The sequence below is a fragment of the Variovorax multivorans genome, from assembly GCF_051216835.1.
Classification (GTDB): domain Bacteria; phylum Pseudomonadota; class Gammaproteobacteria; order Burkholderiales; family Burkholderiaceae_C; genus Variovorax.
In genome coordinates this window covers 19321-34172 of sequence record NZ_JBPJZL010000002.1, presented here as the reverse complement: position 1 = coordinate 34172, position 14852 = coordinate 19321, and the positions used below count along the sequence as shown (strand labels likewise).

15 protein-coding genes are annotated in these 14852 nt (G+C 65.4%); 12 read left to right on the top strand and 3 right to left on the bottom strand.

The features are described from left to right. Positions 1 to 53 precede the first annotated feature (53 nt). The 12 genes from ggt to ACSFCA_RS03660 all read left to right on the top strand — a co-directional run bounded on the left by ggt (position 54) and on the right by ACSFCA_RS03660 (position 13292). Positions 54 to 1790: a gamma-glutamyltransferase gene (gene ggt, locus ACSFCA_RS03715; protein ID WP_258350513.1), complete on the top strand. Its 1737-nt coding sequence runs from the start codon at positions 54 to 56 to the stop codon at positions 1788 to 1790. A gap of 61 nt (positions 1791 to 1851) precedes the next feature. Next, on the top strand, positions 1852 to 2601 hold the full coding sequence (locus ACSFCA_RS03710) for a pseudouridine synthase (RefSeq protein ID WP_435458685.1): 750 nt from the start codon (positions 1852 to 1854) through the stop codon (positions 2599 to 2601). Between the two features lie 82 nt (positions 2602 to 2683). Further along, positions 2684 to 3694 carry a YncE family protein gene (locus ACSFCA_RS03705; protein ID WP_435458684.1) on the top strand — a complete coding sequence of 337 codons (1011 nt, stop codon included), beginning with the start codon at positions 2684 to 2686 and terminating at the stop codon, positions 3692 to 3694. Further along, a complete protein-coding gene (locus tag ACSFCA_RS03700) occupies positions 3678 to 4490 on the top strand; it encodes a polysaccharide deacetylase family protein (RefSeq protein WP_097199677.1) in 813 nt (270 codons plus the stop codon). Before ACSFCA_RS03705 ends, ACSFCA_RS03700 begins: the two co-directional genes overlap by 17 nt. 13 nt (positions 4491 to 4503) lie before the next feature. Next, positions 4504 to 5478 carry a sterol desaturase family protein gene (locus ACSFCA_RS03695; protein WP_435458683.1) on the top strand — a complete coding sequence of 325 codons (975 nt, stop codon included), beginning with the start codon at positions 4504 to 4506 and terminating at the stop codon, positions 5476 to 5478. Between the two features lie 50 nt (positions 5479 to 5528). Then, positions 5529 to 6419 (top strand): EI24 domain-containing protein, encoded by an 891-nt coding sequence (locus tag ACSFCA_RS03690; protein WP_435458682.1) that lies wholly within the window; start codon positions 5529 to 5531, stop codon positions 6417 to 6419. Next, positions 6416 to 7216, top strand: a complete 801-nt coding sequence (locus ACSFCA_RS03685; RefSeq protein ID WP_435458681.1) for a competence/damage-inducible protein A — start codon at positions 6416 to 6418, stop codon at positions 7214 to 7216. The genes ACSFCA_RS03690 and ACSFCA_RS03685 overlap by 4 nt, the downstream gene beginning before the upstream one ends. Before the next feature lie 146 nt (positions 7217 to 7362). Beyond that, complete coding sequence (glnA, locus tag ACSFCA_RS03680; protein WP_093050193.1) at positions 7363 to 8778, top strand: type I glutamate--ammonia ligase; 1416 nt, start codon at positions 7363 to 7365, stop codon at positions 8776 to 8778. A gap of 153 nt (positions 8779 to 8931) precedes the next feature. Further along, on the top strand, positions 8932 to 9441 hold the full coding sequence (locus ACSFCA_RS03675) for a hypothetical protein (protein WP_258350504.1): 510 nt from the start codon (positions 8932 to 8934) through the stop codon (positions 9439 to 9441). A 2-nt stretch (positions 9442 to 9443) separates the two neighbouring features. After that, positions 9444 to 10523, top strand: coding sequence for a nitrogen regulation protein NR(II) (gene glnL, locus ACSFCA_RS03670; RefSeq protein WP_093050198.1), 1080 nt, complete (start codon positions 9444 to 9446; stop codon positions 10521 to 10523). A 27-nt stretch (positions 10524 to 10550) separates the two neighbouring features. Further along, entirely contained in the window at positions 10551 to 12083 is a 1533-nt protein-coding gene (ntrC, locus tag ACSFCA_RS03665) for a nitrogen regulation protein NR(I) (RefSeq protein ID WP_258350503.1), read from the top strand. Between the two features lie 189 nt (positions 12084 to 12272). Continuing rightward, the gene (locus ACSFCA_RS03660) at positions 12273 to 13292 is read left to right on the top strand and encodes a patatin-like phospholipase family protein (RefSeq protein ID WP_435458680.1); all 1020 of its coding nucleotides are present in this window, start codon (positions 12273 to 12275) and stop codon (positions 13290 to 13292) included. Positions 13293 to 13319: 27 nt separating this feature from the next. On the opposite strand, the gene ACSFCA_RS03655 is transcribed toward ACSFCA_RS03660, so the two are convergent. Genes ACSFCA_RS03655 through ACSFCA_RS03645 form a run of 3 tightly spaced genes read right to left on the bottom strand, consistent with a single transcriptional unit; the run spans position 13320 to position 14783 of the window. Next, positions 13320 to 13829: a hypothetical protein gene (locus tag ACSFCA_RS03655; protein ID WP_258350501.1), complete on the bottom strand. Its 510-nt coding sequence runs from the start codon at positions 13827 to 13829 to the stop codon at positions 13320 to 13322. A gap of 4 nt (positions 13830 to 13833) precedes the next feature. Continuing rightward, positions 13834 to 14619: an exodeoxyribonuclease III gene (gene xth / locus ACSFCA_RS03650; RefSeq protein ID WP_435458679.1), complete on the bottom strand. Its 786-nt coding sequence runs from the start codon at positions 14617 to 14619 to the stop codon at positions 13834 to 13836. 8 nt (positions 14620 to 14627) lie between these two features. Next, positions 14628 to 14783: a hypothetical protein gene (locus tag ACSFCA_RS03645; protein WP_435458678.1), complete on the bottom strand. Its 156-nt coding sequence runs from the start codon at positions 14781 to 14783 to the stop codon at positions 14628 to 14630. Between the last annotated feature and the right edge of the window lie 69 nt (positions 14784 to 14852).

Here is a 14852-nt window from a genome sequence, read left to right as displayed (position 1 = left end):
CCCGTACGTACATCACCGTTTTTCTTCAACACACTCAAAGAGGAGATACCTGCATGCAACCAATTCACTGGACCCCGAAGCTGCGCGCCGCCGTCGCGGCGGTGCTCGCGCTGGCGGCCGCCGGCGCGTCGAATGCCGCATCGGTGGCGCCCGTCGCGGCCGAGCACGGCATGGTCGTGAGCGCGCAGCACCTGGCGAGCAAGGTCGGCGTCGACGTGCTCAAGCGCGGCGGCAATGCCGTCGACGCGGCTGTGGCCGTGGGCTATGCGCTCGCGGTGGTGTACCCCGCTGCCGGCAACCTCGGCGGCGGCGGCTTCATGACCGTGCAGTTGGCCGACGGGCGCAAGACCTTCCTCGACTTCCGCGAGAAGGCACCGCTGGCCGCCACGGCCAACATGTACCTCGACAAGGACGGCAACGTCATCAAGGGCCTGAGCACCAACGGCCACCTCGCCGTGGGCGTACCCGGCTCCGTCTCGGGCATGGAATACGCGCGCGAGAAGTACGGCACCATGAAGCGCGCAGACCTCATCGCCCCCTCGATCCAGCTGGCCGACAAGGGCTTCGCGCTGGAGCAGGGCGACATCGACATGCTGTGGACCTCCACCGCCGATTTCCAGAAAGACCCGGTCTCCGGCGCGATCTTCCTGAACAAGGGGCAGCCCTTCCAGGTCGGCCAGAAGCTGGTGCAGAAAGACTTGGCGAAGACGCTGAAGGAAATCAGTGCGAAGGGGCCCGACGGCTTCTACAAGGGCTGGGTGGGCCAGGCCATCGTGGCGTCGAGCCAGGCCGGCAAGGGCATCATCACCCAGGCCGACCTCGACCAGTACAAGACGCGCGAACTCGCGCCCGTCGAGTGCGACTACCGCGGCTACCGCGTGGTGTCGGCGCCACCTCCCAGCTCGGGCGGCGTGATCATCTGCGAAATGCTCAACATCCTCGAGGGCTACCCGCTCAAGGACCTGGGCTTCCGCTCGGCCCAGTCGGTGCACTACCAGATCGAAGCCATGCGCCACGCCTACGTGGACCGCAACAGCTACCTGGGCGACCCCGACTTCGTGAAGAACCCGCTCGACCGCCTGCTCGACAAGGGCTATGCCGAGAAAATCCGCGCCGTCATCGATCCGAAGAAGGCCGGCGTCTCCAAGGACATCAAGCCCGGCGTCGCGCCGCATGAAGGCAGCAACACCACCCATTACTCGATCACCGACCAGTGGGGCAATGCCGTCTCCGTGACCTACACGCTGAACGACTGGTTCGGCGCCAAGGTCACGGCCGCCAAGACGGGTGTGCTGCTGAACAACGAGATGGACGACTTCACCTCGAAGATCGGCGTGCCGAACATGTACGGCCTGGTGCAGGGCGAGGCCAACGCCATCGCCCCGGGCAAGCGTCCACTGAGCTCGATGAGCCCGACCATCGTGTCGAAGGACGGCAAGCCGGTGTTCGTGGTCGGCACGCCCGGCGGCAGCCGCATCATCACGGCTGTGCTGCACACCATCCTGAACGTGGTCGACTACGGCATGAACGTGCAGGAAGCAGTGGATGCACCGCGCTTCCACCAGCAATGGCTGCCTGACGTCACTAACGTCGAGACCTTCGCGCTGAGCCCCGACACGCGCAAGATCCTGACCGACATGGGCCACAACCTGGGTGTGCCGCAGCCGGCCAACCACCTTGCGGCGATCATCGTCGGCGCGCCGTCGCTGGGCGGCAAGCCGGTCGGCAACAACCGCTTCTACGGCGCCAACGACCCGCGCCGCAACACAGGCCTGGCGGCAGGCTACTGATCCTGCGGCAAACTAGAAGGCGGTCGTGCCCTTGTCGGCGCGGCCGCTTTTTTCATTTTTCATGCACCTGCAAGACATCCTCTATACCCAAGGCTTCGGCACGCGGCGCGTGTGCGCGGGCCTCGTCCAGCAAGGCCACGTGACCATCGAGGGCCAGGCGGTGACCGACCCCTTTGCCGATCTCGACCCCGAGGGCCTTCACTACACGGTTCAGGGCACCGCGTGGGCGTACCACGAGAAGGCCTATCTGATGCTGCACAAGCCGGCCGGCACCGAGTGCTCGCAGAAGCCCTCGACCTACCCGAGCATCTATACGCTGCTGCCGTCACCGCTGCGCCTGCGCCCCAACAAGGGCGCGGTGCAGGGCGTGCAGGCCATCGGCCGGCTCGACCAGGACACCACCGGCCTGCTGCTGCTGACCGACGACGGCCAGTTCATCCACAAGATGGGCTCGCCCAAGCACCACGTGCCCAAGGTCTACGAGGTGACGGCCAAGCACCCGGTGGACGAGGCGCAGATCGCGAAGCTGCTGGCCGGCGTGGTGCTCGACGACGACCCGAAGCCCGTTCGAGCCGCCGCCTGCGAGTCGGACAGCCCGCTGCATCTGCGGCTCACCCTCACCGAGGGCAAGTACCACCAGGTCAAGCGCATGCTGGCCGCGGTCGGCAACCGGGTCGAGGGGCTGCATCGCTCGCGCATCGGCGACCTGGCGCTGCCCGACGACCTCGCACCGGGGCAGTGGTGCTGGCTGACGGCCGACGAGGTTGCCGCCCTGCGCGCGCCGGCCAAACCCGCGAAACCGCCGAAATAAGCGGAACAAAGCGCCCCCTGACGGTCAGCCAGTCCTAAGGCTCGACCGTTAATCTCGCCAAGCTCTCTCCCGGAACCTCCCCTTGCGATTTCCTGCTCGCCCGAACGGCCGCCTCGCGGCTTTCCTGTTTTCCTGTCTGACGGCCCTGGCGGCATTTCCCGCTGCCGCCGCCGCGCCGGCCGAACCTCCCCCGATCTTCGTGCTCAACTCGCTGGACGCCAGCGTGAGCGTGATCAATCCCGTCGACTGGACGGAAAAACAGCGCATTGCCACTGGCAAGGAGCCGCACCACATCTACATGACGCCGGACGAAAAGTCGGTCATCGTGGCCAATTCGGCAGGCGATTCGCTGACTTTCCTGAACCCCCGCACGGCGGAAGTGCAGCGCGTGGTCTACGGCATCATCGATCCGTACCAGCTGCAGTTCTCGCGCGACATGAAGTGGTTCGTCACGGCCGGCAACCGCCTGAACCACGTCGACATCTACCGCTGGGACGGCAAAGACCTGAAGCTGGCCAAGCGCATCGCCAGCGGCAAGACGCCCAGCCATATCTGGATCGACAACACCAGCACCATCGCCTACGTGACGATGCAGGACAGCGACGAGATGATCGCCGTCGACCTGCCCACGCAAACAGTCAAGTGGCGCGTTGCCACCGGCACCATGCCGGCCGACATCTTCGGCGTGCACAACGACAAGACCCTGCTGGTGGGCCTGACCGGCAGCGACGGCGTGCAGGTGTTCGACGTGGCCGGCGCCGAGCCCAAGCTGGTCGGCAAGATCCCCACGGGCAAGGGTGCCCACGCCTTCCGCTCGGCCGGCGACGGCAAGAGCGTGTTCGTGAGCAACCGCGTGGCCAACACCATCAGCCGTATCGACCTGGCGACGCTGAAGGTCATCGCGACCTATCCCGTGCCCGGCGGCCCCGACTGCATGGACCTGTCGGCCGACGGCAAGACCCTGTACGTGACCTCGCGCTGGATCAAGAAGCTCAGCGTGGTCGACCTGGCCAGCAACAAGGTTGTGCGCCAGGTCAATGTCGGCCGTTCGCCGCATGGCGTCTGGACGCTCGATCATGCCAAGCGCATCTAGCCGCATCGGCGCGGCCCTCGCGCTGTCGTTGGCCGGAGTCGTGGCTCCCGTCGCCTGGGGGGCGACACCGGGCGCCACCTGCGAAAAGCCCGTCTACCTGACCTTCGACACCGGCCACATGGGCGTCGCCCCGCTGGTGGCCGACGTGCTCAAGCGGCAGGACGTGCGCGTCACCTTCTTTGCCGCCGCCGAGCGCACCCAGACCGACGGCGACAGCCTCGACGACCACTGGGCACCTTGGTGGAAGGCGAGGGCGGCCGAAGGCAACGAGTTCGGCTCGCACACTTATGACCACGCGTACTGGCGCGCCGACGTCAAGGGCACGCCGCCGAGCTTCCGCATCAAGCCCTCGGCAGGCCCTCAGGACGGCAAGGAGTCGACTTGGAGCGCGGCCGAGTACTGCGCCAACATCCGCAAGTCGTCCGACCGGCTGGCCGCCATCACCGGCAAGAAGCCGCTGCCGCTGTACCGCGCGCCGGGCGGCAAGACTTCACCCGCGCTGCTGGCCGCCGCCGAAGGCTGTGGCTACAAGTACGTCGGCTGGGCGCCAGCCGGCTTTCTCGGTGACGAGCTGCCGAGCGAGAAGTTCAGCAACGCCAAGCTGCTGACGCAGGCGCTCGACACCATTCGCCCCGGCGACATCCTGCTCGCGCACCTGGGCATCTGGTCGCGCAAGGACCCATGGGCTCCGGCCAACCTCGAGCCGCTGATCGTCGGGCTCAAGGCCAAGGGCTTCTGCTTCCAGACGCTGCGCCAGCACCCGGACTTCCGCGCCTGGATCGCATCCCACCCCTGAACGAGTTTCCGCCGTGATCGATTGGCTGACAGACGCTTTTTCCGCCATGCAGGGCTGGTTCTTCGAGGCCGCCGTGCAGCCGCTGGTCTACGCTGTCGGCCTCGGCGGCTGGACCGAGGATGCCTTCGACGCCACCGGCTGGCTGCTGGTCGGCGTCATCCAGATCCTGGTGCTGCTGGCGATCATCGGGCCGCTTCAGCGCTGGCGCTCGGTGGAGCCGGTGGTCGACCGCCATGCGATCCGCATCGACGTGCTCTACACGCTGATTCACCGGCTCGGGCTGTTCCGGCTGGCGATCTTCTTCACGCTGCAGCCCTTCTTCGACGATGCAATGGGCAGCCTGCGCACGGCGGGGTGGGGCACATTCCACCTCGACGAAGTGTGGCCCGGCGTGACCGACGTGCCGGTGGTCGCCTTCGCCATCTATCTTGTGGTGCTCGACTTCGTCGGCTACTGGATCCACCGCGGCCAGCATCAGTTCAACTGGTGGTGGGGCCTGCATTCGCTGCACCATTCGCAGCGCCAGATGACGATGTGGAGCGACGACCGCAATCACCTGCTCGACGACATCGTCCACGACACGCTCATCGTCATCGTGGCGCAGCTGATCGGCGTGGCGCCGGGGCAGTTCATCGCCTTCGTCGCGTTCACGCAGCTCAGCGAAAGCCTGCAGCACGCCAACCTGCGGCTGAGTTTTGGCGCCATCGGCGAGCGGCTGTGGGTCAGCCCGCGTTTCCATCGGCTGCACCACAGCATCGGGCTGGGGCACGAGTCGAACGGCAAAAGCACGCTCGGCGGCCACAACTTCGGCGTGCTGCTGCCTTGGTGGGACATGCTGTTTCGCACTGCCAACTTCGAGGACCGCTACGACCCGACCGGCATCCGCGACCAGGTCGAAGCTGATGCCGATGGCCGTGTGCGCGAATACGGCCGCGGTTTCTGGGCCCAGCAGTGGCTCGGCCTGAAGCGAATGGTCGGTCGCGGTTGAGGGGCTCCGGCCCCTGAACGGCTCGTCCGAGGCGTTATCCTCGCTGCTCAATGCGCCTGCTCCTCGACTCCTTCTGGCGCGCGGTCGCCTATTGCATGCTGCCGCGCGTGATCGTGCTGTCGCTGCTTCCTTTGGGGTTGATGGTGGTGCTGGCCGCGGGGCTCGGTTATTTCTACTGGGACTCCGCCGTGACCTGGACACGCGGCGCGCTCGACGCCTGGCCGCTGCTGTCGAGCTTCTGGGCCTGGATCGGGCGTCTTTTCTCGGGTGACGTCACTTTCGCGCTGGTGTCCCTGGTCGTGGTGTTCGCCGCCACGCCGCTGATCGTGGTGGTCTGCCTGCTGATCGTGGCCGGCTTCATGGCGCCTGCGCTGACCAAGCTCGTGGGCGAGCGGCGTTTTCCCTCGCTCGAACAGAAAAAGGGCGCGTCGTTCCTCGGCAGCGTCGCGCGTTCGCTCGGCGTCACCATCCTGGCGCTGATCGCCCTCGTGGTGTCGATGCCGCTGTGGCTCATTCCGCCGCTGGTGCTGATCTTGCCGCCGCTGATCTGGGGCTGGCTCACCTACCGCGTGATGAGCTTCGATGCGCTGGCCGAGCACGCCAGCCCCGAGGAGCGCGCCGCGCTGCTGCGCGCGCACCGGCTGCCGCTGCTGTGCATCGGCGTGCTGTGCGGCTACCTGGGCGCGGCGCCCAGCATCGTCTGGGCATCGGGCCTGCTGTTCGCCGCCGCCTTCTTCGTGCTGGTGCCGATCGCCATCTGGATCTACACACTGGTCTTCGCCTTCTCGGCGCTCTGGTTCGCTCACTACTGCCTCGACGCGCTCGCGCGGCTGCGTGCCCAGCGCGCGGTGGCCGAGGCATTGGCCGCCAACGGCGCAACACCGGCCCTCGAAGCCGAAGAGGCCAGCAAGGCCGCTCTTTCCCAATGGGGTTCACCATGACACGCGCATTCGGTCTCATCGTCGTCGGCGACGAGATCCTTTCCGGCAAGCGGGCCGACAAGCACATGGCCAAGGTCATCGAGCTGCTCGCCGCGCGCGGCCTGCAGCTCAGCTGGGCCGAATACGTGGGCGACGAGCCCGCACGCATCACGGCCGCGCTGGCGCGCGCCTTCGCCTCGGGCGACATCGTCTTCTCGACCGGCGGCATCGGCGCCACGCCCGACGACCACACCCGCCAGTGCGCCGCCAAGGCCCTGGGCGTGCCGCTGGCGCTGCACCCCGAGGCCGAACTGCTGATCCGTGAGCGCATGCAGGACACCGCCCGAGAGCAGGGCGTGCCCTACGAGCCCGACCGCTCCGACAACGTGCACCGGCTCAACATGGGCGTGTTTCCGCAAGGCGCCGTGCTCATCTACAACCCGTACAACAAGATCCCGGGCTTCAGCGTCGGCGACGTGCACTTCGTGCCGGGCTTCCCCGTCATGGCCTGGCCGATGATCGAGTCCGTGCTCGACGGCCGTTACGCCGAACTGTTTACCCGCAATGCCGTCGCCGAGAAGTCGGTGATCGTTTTCGGTGCCATGGAAGCCACGCTGACCCCGCTCATGCAGGCCATCGAGGCCACCCACGCCGGCATCAAGGTGTTCAGCCTGCCGAGCGTCGATCACCCCGAATACGGCCGCCACATCGAGCTGGGCGTCAAGGGCGACCCCGGCCGGCTCGATGCCGCCTATGTCCAGCTGATCGAAGGGTTGCACACCTTTGATGCCAAGCTTGGTCCAGAATTGGTGCGTTGATGCTGAACGCACCATTTTGGTGAAATTCCGCCTTCATTTGGGGTTTGCGGCGGCCACTAAAGCCTCATCGAGTGAGGTGACAATGGCACAGAAACTGCATCCCTCGTCCCTGTATTCCTAACCACCATCCAACTCAGGAGAAACTGATGGCAAAGACCGTCGCCGATGTACTCAAGCTCGTCAAGGAAAACGAGGTCAAGTTCGTCGACTTCCGCTTCACCGACACCCGTGGCAAAGAGCAGCACGTGACCGTGCCGGTCTCGGCTTTCGATGAAGACAAATTCACCTCGGGCCACGCATTCGACGGCTCGTCCATCGCTGGCTGGAAGGGGATCGAAGCTTCGGACATGCAACTCATGCCCGACCCGAACACCGCCAACATCGACCCCTTCTTCGAAGAAACGACGCTGATCCTGACCTGCGACGTGATCGACCCCGCCGACGGCAAGGCCTACGAGCGCGATCCGCGTTCGCTCGCCAAGCGCGCCGAGGCGTACATGAAGGCTTCGGGCCTGGGCGACACCGCCTTCTTCGGTCCGGAACCCGAATTCTTCGTGTTCGACGGCGTCCGCTGGAAGAACGACATGTCGGGCTGCTTCGTGAAGATCGACTCCGAAGAAGCCTCGTGGAACACCGACAAGGAATACGAGCACGGCAACACCGGCCATCGTCCGGCAGTCAAGGGCGGCTACTTCCCGGTTCCCCCGGTCGACAGCTTCCAGGACATGCGCTCGGAAATGTGCCTGGTGCTCGAATCGCTCGGCATCCCGGTCGAAGTGCATCACCATGAAGTGGCCAACGCCGGCCAGATGGAACTCGGCACCAAGTTCAGCACGCTGGTCCAGCGCGCCGACTGGGTCCAGCTGCAGAAGTACGTGATCCACAACGTGGCCCACGCCTACGGCAAGACCGCCACCTTCATGCCCAAGCCCATCGTTGGCGACAACGGCTCCGGCATGCACGTGCACCAGTCGGTCTGGAAGGACGGCAAGAACCTGTTCGCCGGCGACGGCTACGCAGGCCTGTCTGACTTCGCCCTGCACTACATCGGCGGCATCATCAAGCACGCCCGTGCCCTGAACGCCATCACGAACCCCGGCACCAACAGCTACAAGCGCCTGGTTCCCGGCTTCGAAGCCCCGGTGAAGCTGGCCTACTCGGCCAAGAACCGCTCGGCCTCGATCCGCATTCCGTTCGTGGCCAACCCGAAGGGCCGTCGCGTCGAAGCGCGCTTCCCCGATCCGCTGATGAACCCGTACCTGGGCTTCGCTGCGCTGCTGATGGCCGGTCTCGACGGCGTGGAAAACAAGATCCATCCGGGCGAAGCCGCCAGCAAGGACCTGTACCACCTGCCGCCGGAAGAAGACGCGCTGATCCCGACCGTCTGCCACAGCCTCGACCAGGCCCTGGAATACCTGGACAAGGACCGTGCATTCCTGACCAAGGGCGGCGTGTTCACCGATGCGTACATCGATGCGTACATCGATCTGAAGATGCAGGAAGTCACGCGCTTCCGCATGGCGACCCATCCGGTCGAGTTCGACATGTACTACTCGCTGTAATCGCGCGAAGTACAGCCTCACCAATCCATTGGCGGGGATGTAATGAAAAAGGACGGCCACGGCCGTCCTTTTTCAATGGAGTGGAACATCTTGTCACTGGTGGCATCGAATTGCACGAAAATGCACCTTTGTCGCCGCCCTCCACCGATACACATGAAGACTGCTTCTCTCATTTTCCTGGCCGGTTCATTGATCGCGCTGCCGGCGCTCGCGCAGGAACGCGTCTGGCGTTGCGGCAACGAGTACACCAACAACGCCACCATCGCCCAGCAGAAGGGCTGCAAGGTCATGGAAGGCGGCAACGTCACGGTCGTGCAAGGTACCAAGTCTTCGGGCGGTGGCTCCGCGTCGTCCGGCGGCTCCTCGGCGGCGCGCGCACCGGCGGGCAGTCCGCGTGTCGAAGGTGTCGACCAGCGTGCCCGTGACGGCGAGGCCCGTTCGGTGCTCGAGGCCGAACTCAAGAAGGCCGAGGCGCGCCAGGCCGAGCTGCAGAAGGAATACAACAACGGCGAGCCCGAGAAGCAGGGCAGCGAAGGCCGCAACTACCAGAAGTACCTGGACCGCGTCGCCGAAATGAAGGCAGAGCTGGCGCGCAACGAGAGTGACATCGCCGGCATCCGCCGCGAAATCGGCCGCTTGCCGAACAAGCAGCAGCCGCAGTAGTCATGGTGTTCGGGAAGAAGGCGACCGGCGCCAATCCGCGCTTCCAGTCCTTCGACCTGCTGTCCACGCTGATCGCGGTGGTCAACAGCAACGGCTCCGTGCTGTTCGCCAACGCAGGCCTCGAAGACGCACTGGGCACCTCGCGTCGCACGCTCGAAGGTTCGCAGTTCGGCGCGTGTTTTCATGAGCCGCAGGTGCTGCGCACGGCCATCGACGGCGCGAGCAGCAACGACTTTGCAACGCTGCGCTACGAGGCCTTCCTGCGCCGCGTCAACCACGAGCTGATGCCTGTGCAGGTCACGCTCGCGCAGGGCGACAAGAAGGGCGAGCTCATCATCGAGATGTCGCCGCTCGAGCAGCAGGTGCGGCAAGACCGCGAAGAGCGCCTCATCGACCAGGCGCAGGCCAACAAGGAGCTCATCCGCAATCTCGCGCATGAGATCAAGAACCCGCTCGGCGGCATCCGCGGCGCGGCGCAGCTGCTGCAGATGGAGGTCGAATCGCGCGACCTCATCGAATACACCCAGGTCATCATCCATGAGGCCGACCGGCTGCAGACGCTGGTCGACCGGCTATTGGCACCGCACCGCCGCCCGCACGTGGTGGGCGACGTCAACATCCACGAGGTGTGCGAGCGCGTGCGCTCGGTCATCCTCGCGGAGTTTCCGCGCGACCTGCACATCGAGCGCGATTTCGACGTGTCCATTCCCGAGTTCCGCGGCGACCGCGAGCAGCTCATCCAGGCCACGCTCAACATCACGCACAACGCGGCGCAGGCGCTGACCGAGCGCCGCGCGGCCGGCGACGCGCAGATCACTTTCAAGACGCGCATAGCCCGTCAGGTGATCTTCAACAAGCAGTGGTATCGACTGGCACTGGAATTGCATGTAATCGACAATGGACCGGGTGTGCCGGACACGATCAAGGACCGCATCTTCTATCCGCTGGTATCGGGCAGGGAAGGCGGGACAGGGCTGGGATTGACGCTCGCGCAAACTTTTGTGCAACAGCATCACGGCGTGATCGAGTGCGACAGCGTCCCGGGCCGAACCGATTTCAAGATATTGATACCGCTGCCCTAGCGCAGCCACCGGCAACAGAGGAGATGCATGAAGCCGATCTGGATAGTTGATGACGACCAATCGATTCGCTTCGTGCTCGAGAAGGCTCTATTGCGCGAAGACCTGCCCACGCGCAGTTTCACGAACACGCGCGAGGTGCTGGCAGCACTCGAACAGGCCGCCGACGACGATCAGCAAGGTCCCCAGGTTCTGGTGAGCGACATCCGCATGCCCGGCGGTTCCGGGCTCGACCTGCTCGACAAGATCAAGGCCAAGCACCCCGGCCTGCCCGTCATCATCATGACGGCCTTCTCCGACCTCGACAGCGCCGTTTCGGCCTTCCAGGGCGGCGCTTTCGAATACCTGCCCAAGCCCTTCGACCTGCCGCGCGCGGTCGAGCTCATCCGCCGCGCCGTCGACGAAAGCCAGCGCGAGGAAGTTGCCGAAGAACGCATGGTCGCGGCGCCCGAAATGCTCGGCCAGGCCCCTGCGATGCAGGACGTGTTCCGCGCCATCGGCCGGCTTTCGCAGAGCAACGTCACGGTGCTCATCACCGGCGAGTCGGGCTCGGGCAAGGAACTGGTGGCGCGTGCGCTGCACAAGCACTCGCCGCGCGCCAACGGCCCCTTCGTTGCGATCAACACCGCCGCGATTCCCAAGGACCTGCTGGAGAGCGAACTCTTCGGCCACGAGCGCGGCGCCTTCACCGGTGCGCAAACCATGCGCCGCGGCCGCTTCGAACAGGCCGAGGGCGGCACGCTGTTCCTCGATGAAATCGGCGACATGCCCTTCGACCTGCAGACGCGCCTGCTGCGCGTGCTGAGCGACGGCCATTTCTACCGCGTGGGCGGCCACAACTCGGTCAAGGCCAACGTGCGCGTCATCGCGGCCACCCACCAGGACCTGGAGCAGCGCGTCAAGCTCGGCGGCTTCCGCGAAGACTTGTTCCACCGCCTCAACGTCATTCGCCTGCGCCTGCCGGCACTGCGCGAACGCGGTGAAGACGTGCCCGCGCTCACGCGCCACTTCCTGCAGGTGAGCGCGCGTCAGCTGGGCGTCGAGCCCAAGCGCATTTCCGACGCGGCGCTGGCCAAGCTCGCGGCCTTCGGTTTCCCGGGCAACGTGCGCCAGCTCGAGAACATCTGCCACTGGCTGACCGTGATGGCGCCGGCTCAACTGATCGAAGCGAAGGACCTGCCGCCCGAGGTAATGGCCGTCGGTGCAGGCGCTGAGGCCCTCCACGTGCCCGAAGCCGCGGCCGTCGCGCCGACCGCAGCGGCCCAGCCCGTGGCGTCGCTGCCGGTTGCAGGCAGCGAATCGGTGCCTGCGCACGCCGTCTCCGAGCCCGCCGAAGCCCATGCGGGCGTGAGCAGCTGGGAGAGCGGCCTGGAGCACGAAGCCCAGGCCTTGCTTGCTGCCGGCCGCACCGACGTGTGGGACGTGCTCTCGCGCCGCTTCGAATCGAGGCTGATCCTCACGGCGCTGGCCAACACGCGTGGCCGCCGCATCGAGGCCGCGCAGAAACTGGGCATCGGGCGCAACACCATCACCCGGAAGATCCAGGAACTCGGCATCGAATAAAAAAGGCCCCTCGGGGCCTTTTTTATTACCGACCGGACTTATCCAGTCGGCCGTACCGGTGCAGAAGGTCGCCCATCCCTCGTTCAAGTGATGCGCTGCTTCAACAATTGACTCACATTCCGGCCTGAGACCAAGGGGCACCGGGCCTGCGCGCCGCGGGTACCGTCCACTCAAGCAAGGAGCGTAGCCATGTCTTTCAAGATTCTCTGCTGCGACGGCGGTGGCATCCGCGGCGTCATCACGGCGATGCTGATCCAGGACCTGGACAAGAGCTTCGGCATCGTCGCAAGCGCGGATGGATTCGCCGGCACGTCCACCGGCGGCCTGATCTCGCTGGGCCTGGTGAACAAAGTGAGCATCGACAAGATCGTCAGCGTCTACCAGAACGATGGCTCCACCATCTTCAAGCCCAACGGCTGGCTGCTGGACGCACAGGCCAAGCAGCAAGACCGGGCACCGGCGCAGTCGACAGAAGACCTGCTGGGCAGCGGCCCGGGCATCTTCAAGTGCCAGTACGTCAACACCGGCTTGCAATCAGTCGCCCAGCAACTGGTGGGTAGCGGCGGTGCGCTGTCCTCGGCGAGTCGCTTCGTGGCCGTCAATTCCGCGCGGCTGTGGGATGCGAACCAGAACAGCTGGGCGCCGTGCACCATCTCCAACGGCCAGCGCAACGCCTACCGCGGCATCAGCATGGTGGACGCCGCGCTGGCCACCTCGGCTGCGCCAACGTACTTCCCGCCGTACCAGTTGGGCGACTTCGGCTACTTCGCCGACGGCGGCACCTTCGCCAACAACCCCTCGATGACGGCGATTGTGGAGGCGATCTACCAGGGCTGCGCCACCGCCCCGTCGGACATCGTGATGCTGTCGCTGGGCACCGGCGTCAATCCGGTGGGCGTGCCGCCCAGTTCCGTGCCCAACCCGCTGGACTGGGGCGTCACGCATTGGCTGTGGCCGTTCAGCGACGGCGTGGTGCCGGCTACGGCGCTGCTCAACCTCACCATGGATGCCACCGCGGAGTTGGCGGCGACCCAGGCCGGCCAGCTGCTCGGCAGCAATTACATGCGCGGCAACGTGCCGCTGGCCCAGCCGTTCGGCCTGGACGACTACAAGAACGTGGGCGAGCTGGTGAGCGCGACGCAGAAATACATCGAGAGCTCGCCCGAGTGGGCGGAGGTGCGCAGCTGGGTGCAGCAGAACTGGACGTGAGCGAGGCGGTCGGCGCCGGCGGCGTGTTTATCGGCTTCGCTGGCCCAGGGTCAGCGAATCGATCTGGAACTTTCCGCTCTTGTCCCAGAGCCATGTATCCACGTAGGTATGGGCGCCGAGCTTGCCGGGGTTCGGCAAAGGCGACGTGGCCTTGATCAGCTCCGCAATCATCGGCGGCACTTCGGGCGCGTGGCTCGGCGTGCGGCTGAAATCGACCCTGATCACCTTGCCCGTGGCGTCGATGTCGGTCTCGACCACCACCACCGCGTACACCAGCGGCGGGATCTTGCCCTTGTAGATGCGGCTTGCATACTTGTTATAGATGTGGCGCGCGCCGATCTTGCGGTAGGTCCGTACGGCCGGCGTCTGCGCGGTGATCAACCGCACCGTCGGCACGTCGCGTCCGGAAGCGGTTTCGTCCGCAGGCGAGGTCGCGGCGCTCTTGCCACCTTCTTCCACCTTGTCGCCGGGCTTCAGCAGCGAGCAGGCCGTGAGCGTCAGCGCGACGGCCACGATTGCGAGGTTGCGTATGGTCATGGGCTCAGGCACCCAGGTCGAGATCGAGCACCACCGGCGCATGGTCGCTCGGCTTCTCCCACTTGCGCGGCACGCGGTCGATGACGCAGCCCTTCACGCGCGGCACCAGCGGCTGGCTCACCAGGATGTGGTCGATGCGCAGCCCGCGGTTCTTCTGGTAGCCCAGCATGCGGTAGTCCCACCACGAATAGCTCTTCTCGGGCTGCTCGAACATGCGAAAACTGTCCGTCAGGCCCAGCTCGAGCAGCGCCTTGAAGTGGTTGCGCTCTTCCGTCGTGTGGTGGATCGTTTCCTTCAGGCCGATGGGGTCGAAGCTGTCGCGGTCTTCCGGCGTGATGTTGAAGTCGCCCAGCAGCACCAGGTTCGGGTTGGTCGCCAGCTCCTGGCGCAGCGAGTCGCGCAGTGCGTCGAGCCACTTCATCTTGTATGCGAACTTCTCGCTGCCCGGCTCCTGGCCGTTCACGAAGTAGCCGTTGACCACGCGCAGCGGACCCGAAGGCGTCTCTACCGTGGCCGCGATCACGCGCGACTGGTCGTCACTGAAGCTGGTGATGTTCTTCACCACGTCGCGCACCGGCGCGAGGCTGAGAATCGCCACGCCGTTGTAGGTCTTCTGGCCGAACACCGCGGCCTCGTAGCCGGCCGACTTCAGCACCTCGAGCGGGAACTTGTCGTCCGTCATCTTGAGCTCCTGCAGGCACAGCACGTCGACCGGGTTGGCAATGAGCCAGTCGAGCACGTGCTGCAGGCGCGCAGTGAGGGAATTGACGTTCCAGGTGGCGATTTTCATGAAATTCTCTAAGTTGTTGATTTCAAAAGATTTATTTTTGTTTTTGGCATATTTTCTGGCTTGTATCCGCTGGCGTCCCCATTTCTGAATTGCTGAGCTTCGGCCGTGGGACGCCGGTCGGGCAGCTTAGCAAGCTCTTGAGCTTCGCGTGTGCTGCTGTTCATGGCCGCGCACGCGGCTTGCCCCAGTCCAGCGATCGACCAATCTCGAAAGGGCTCCACTCATTCCGGCCA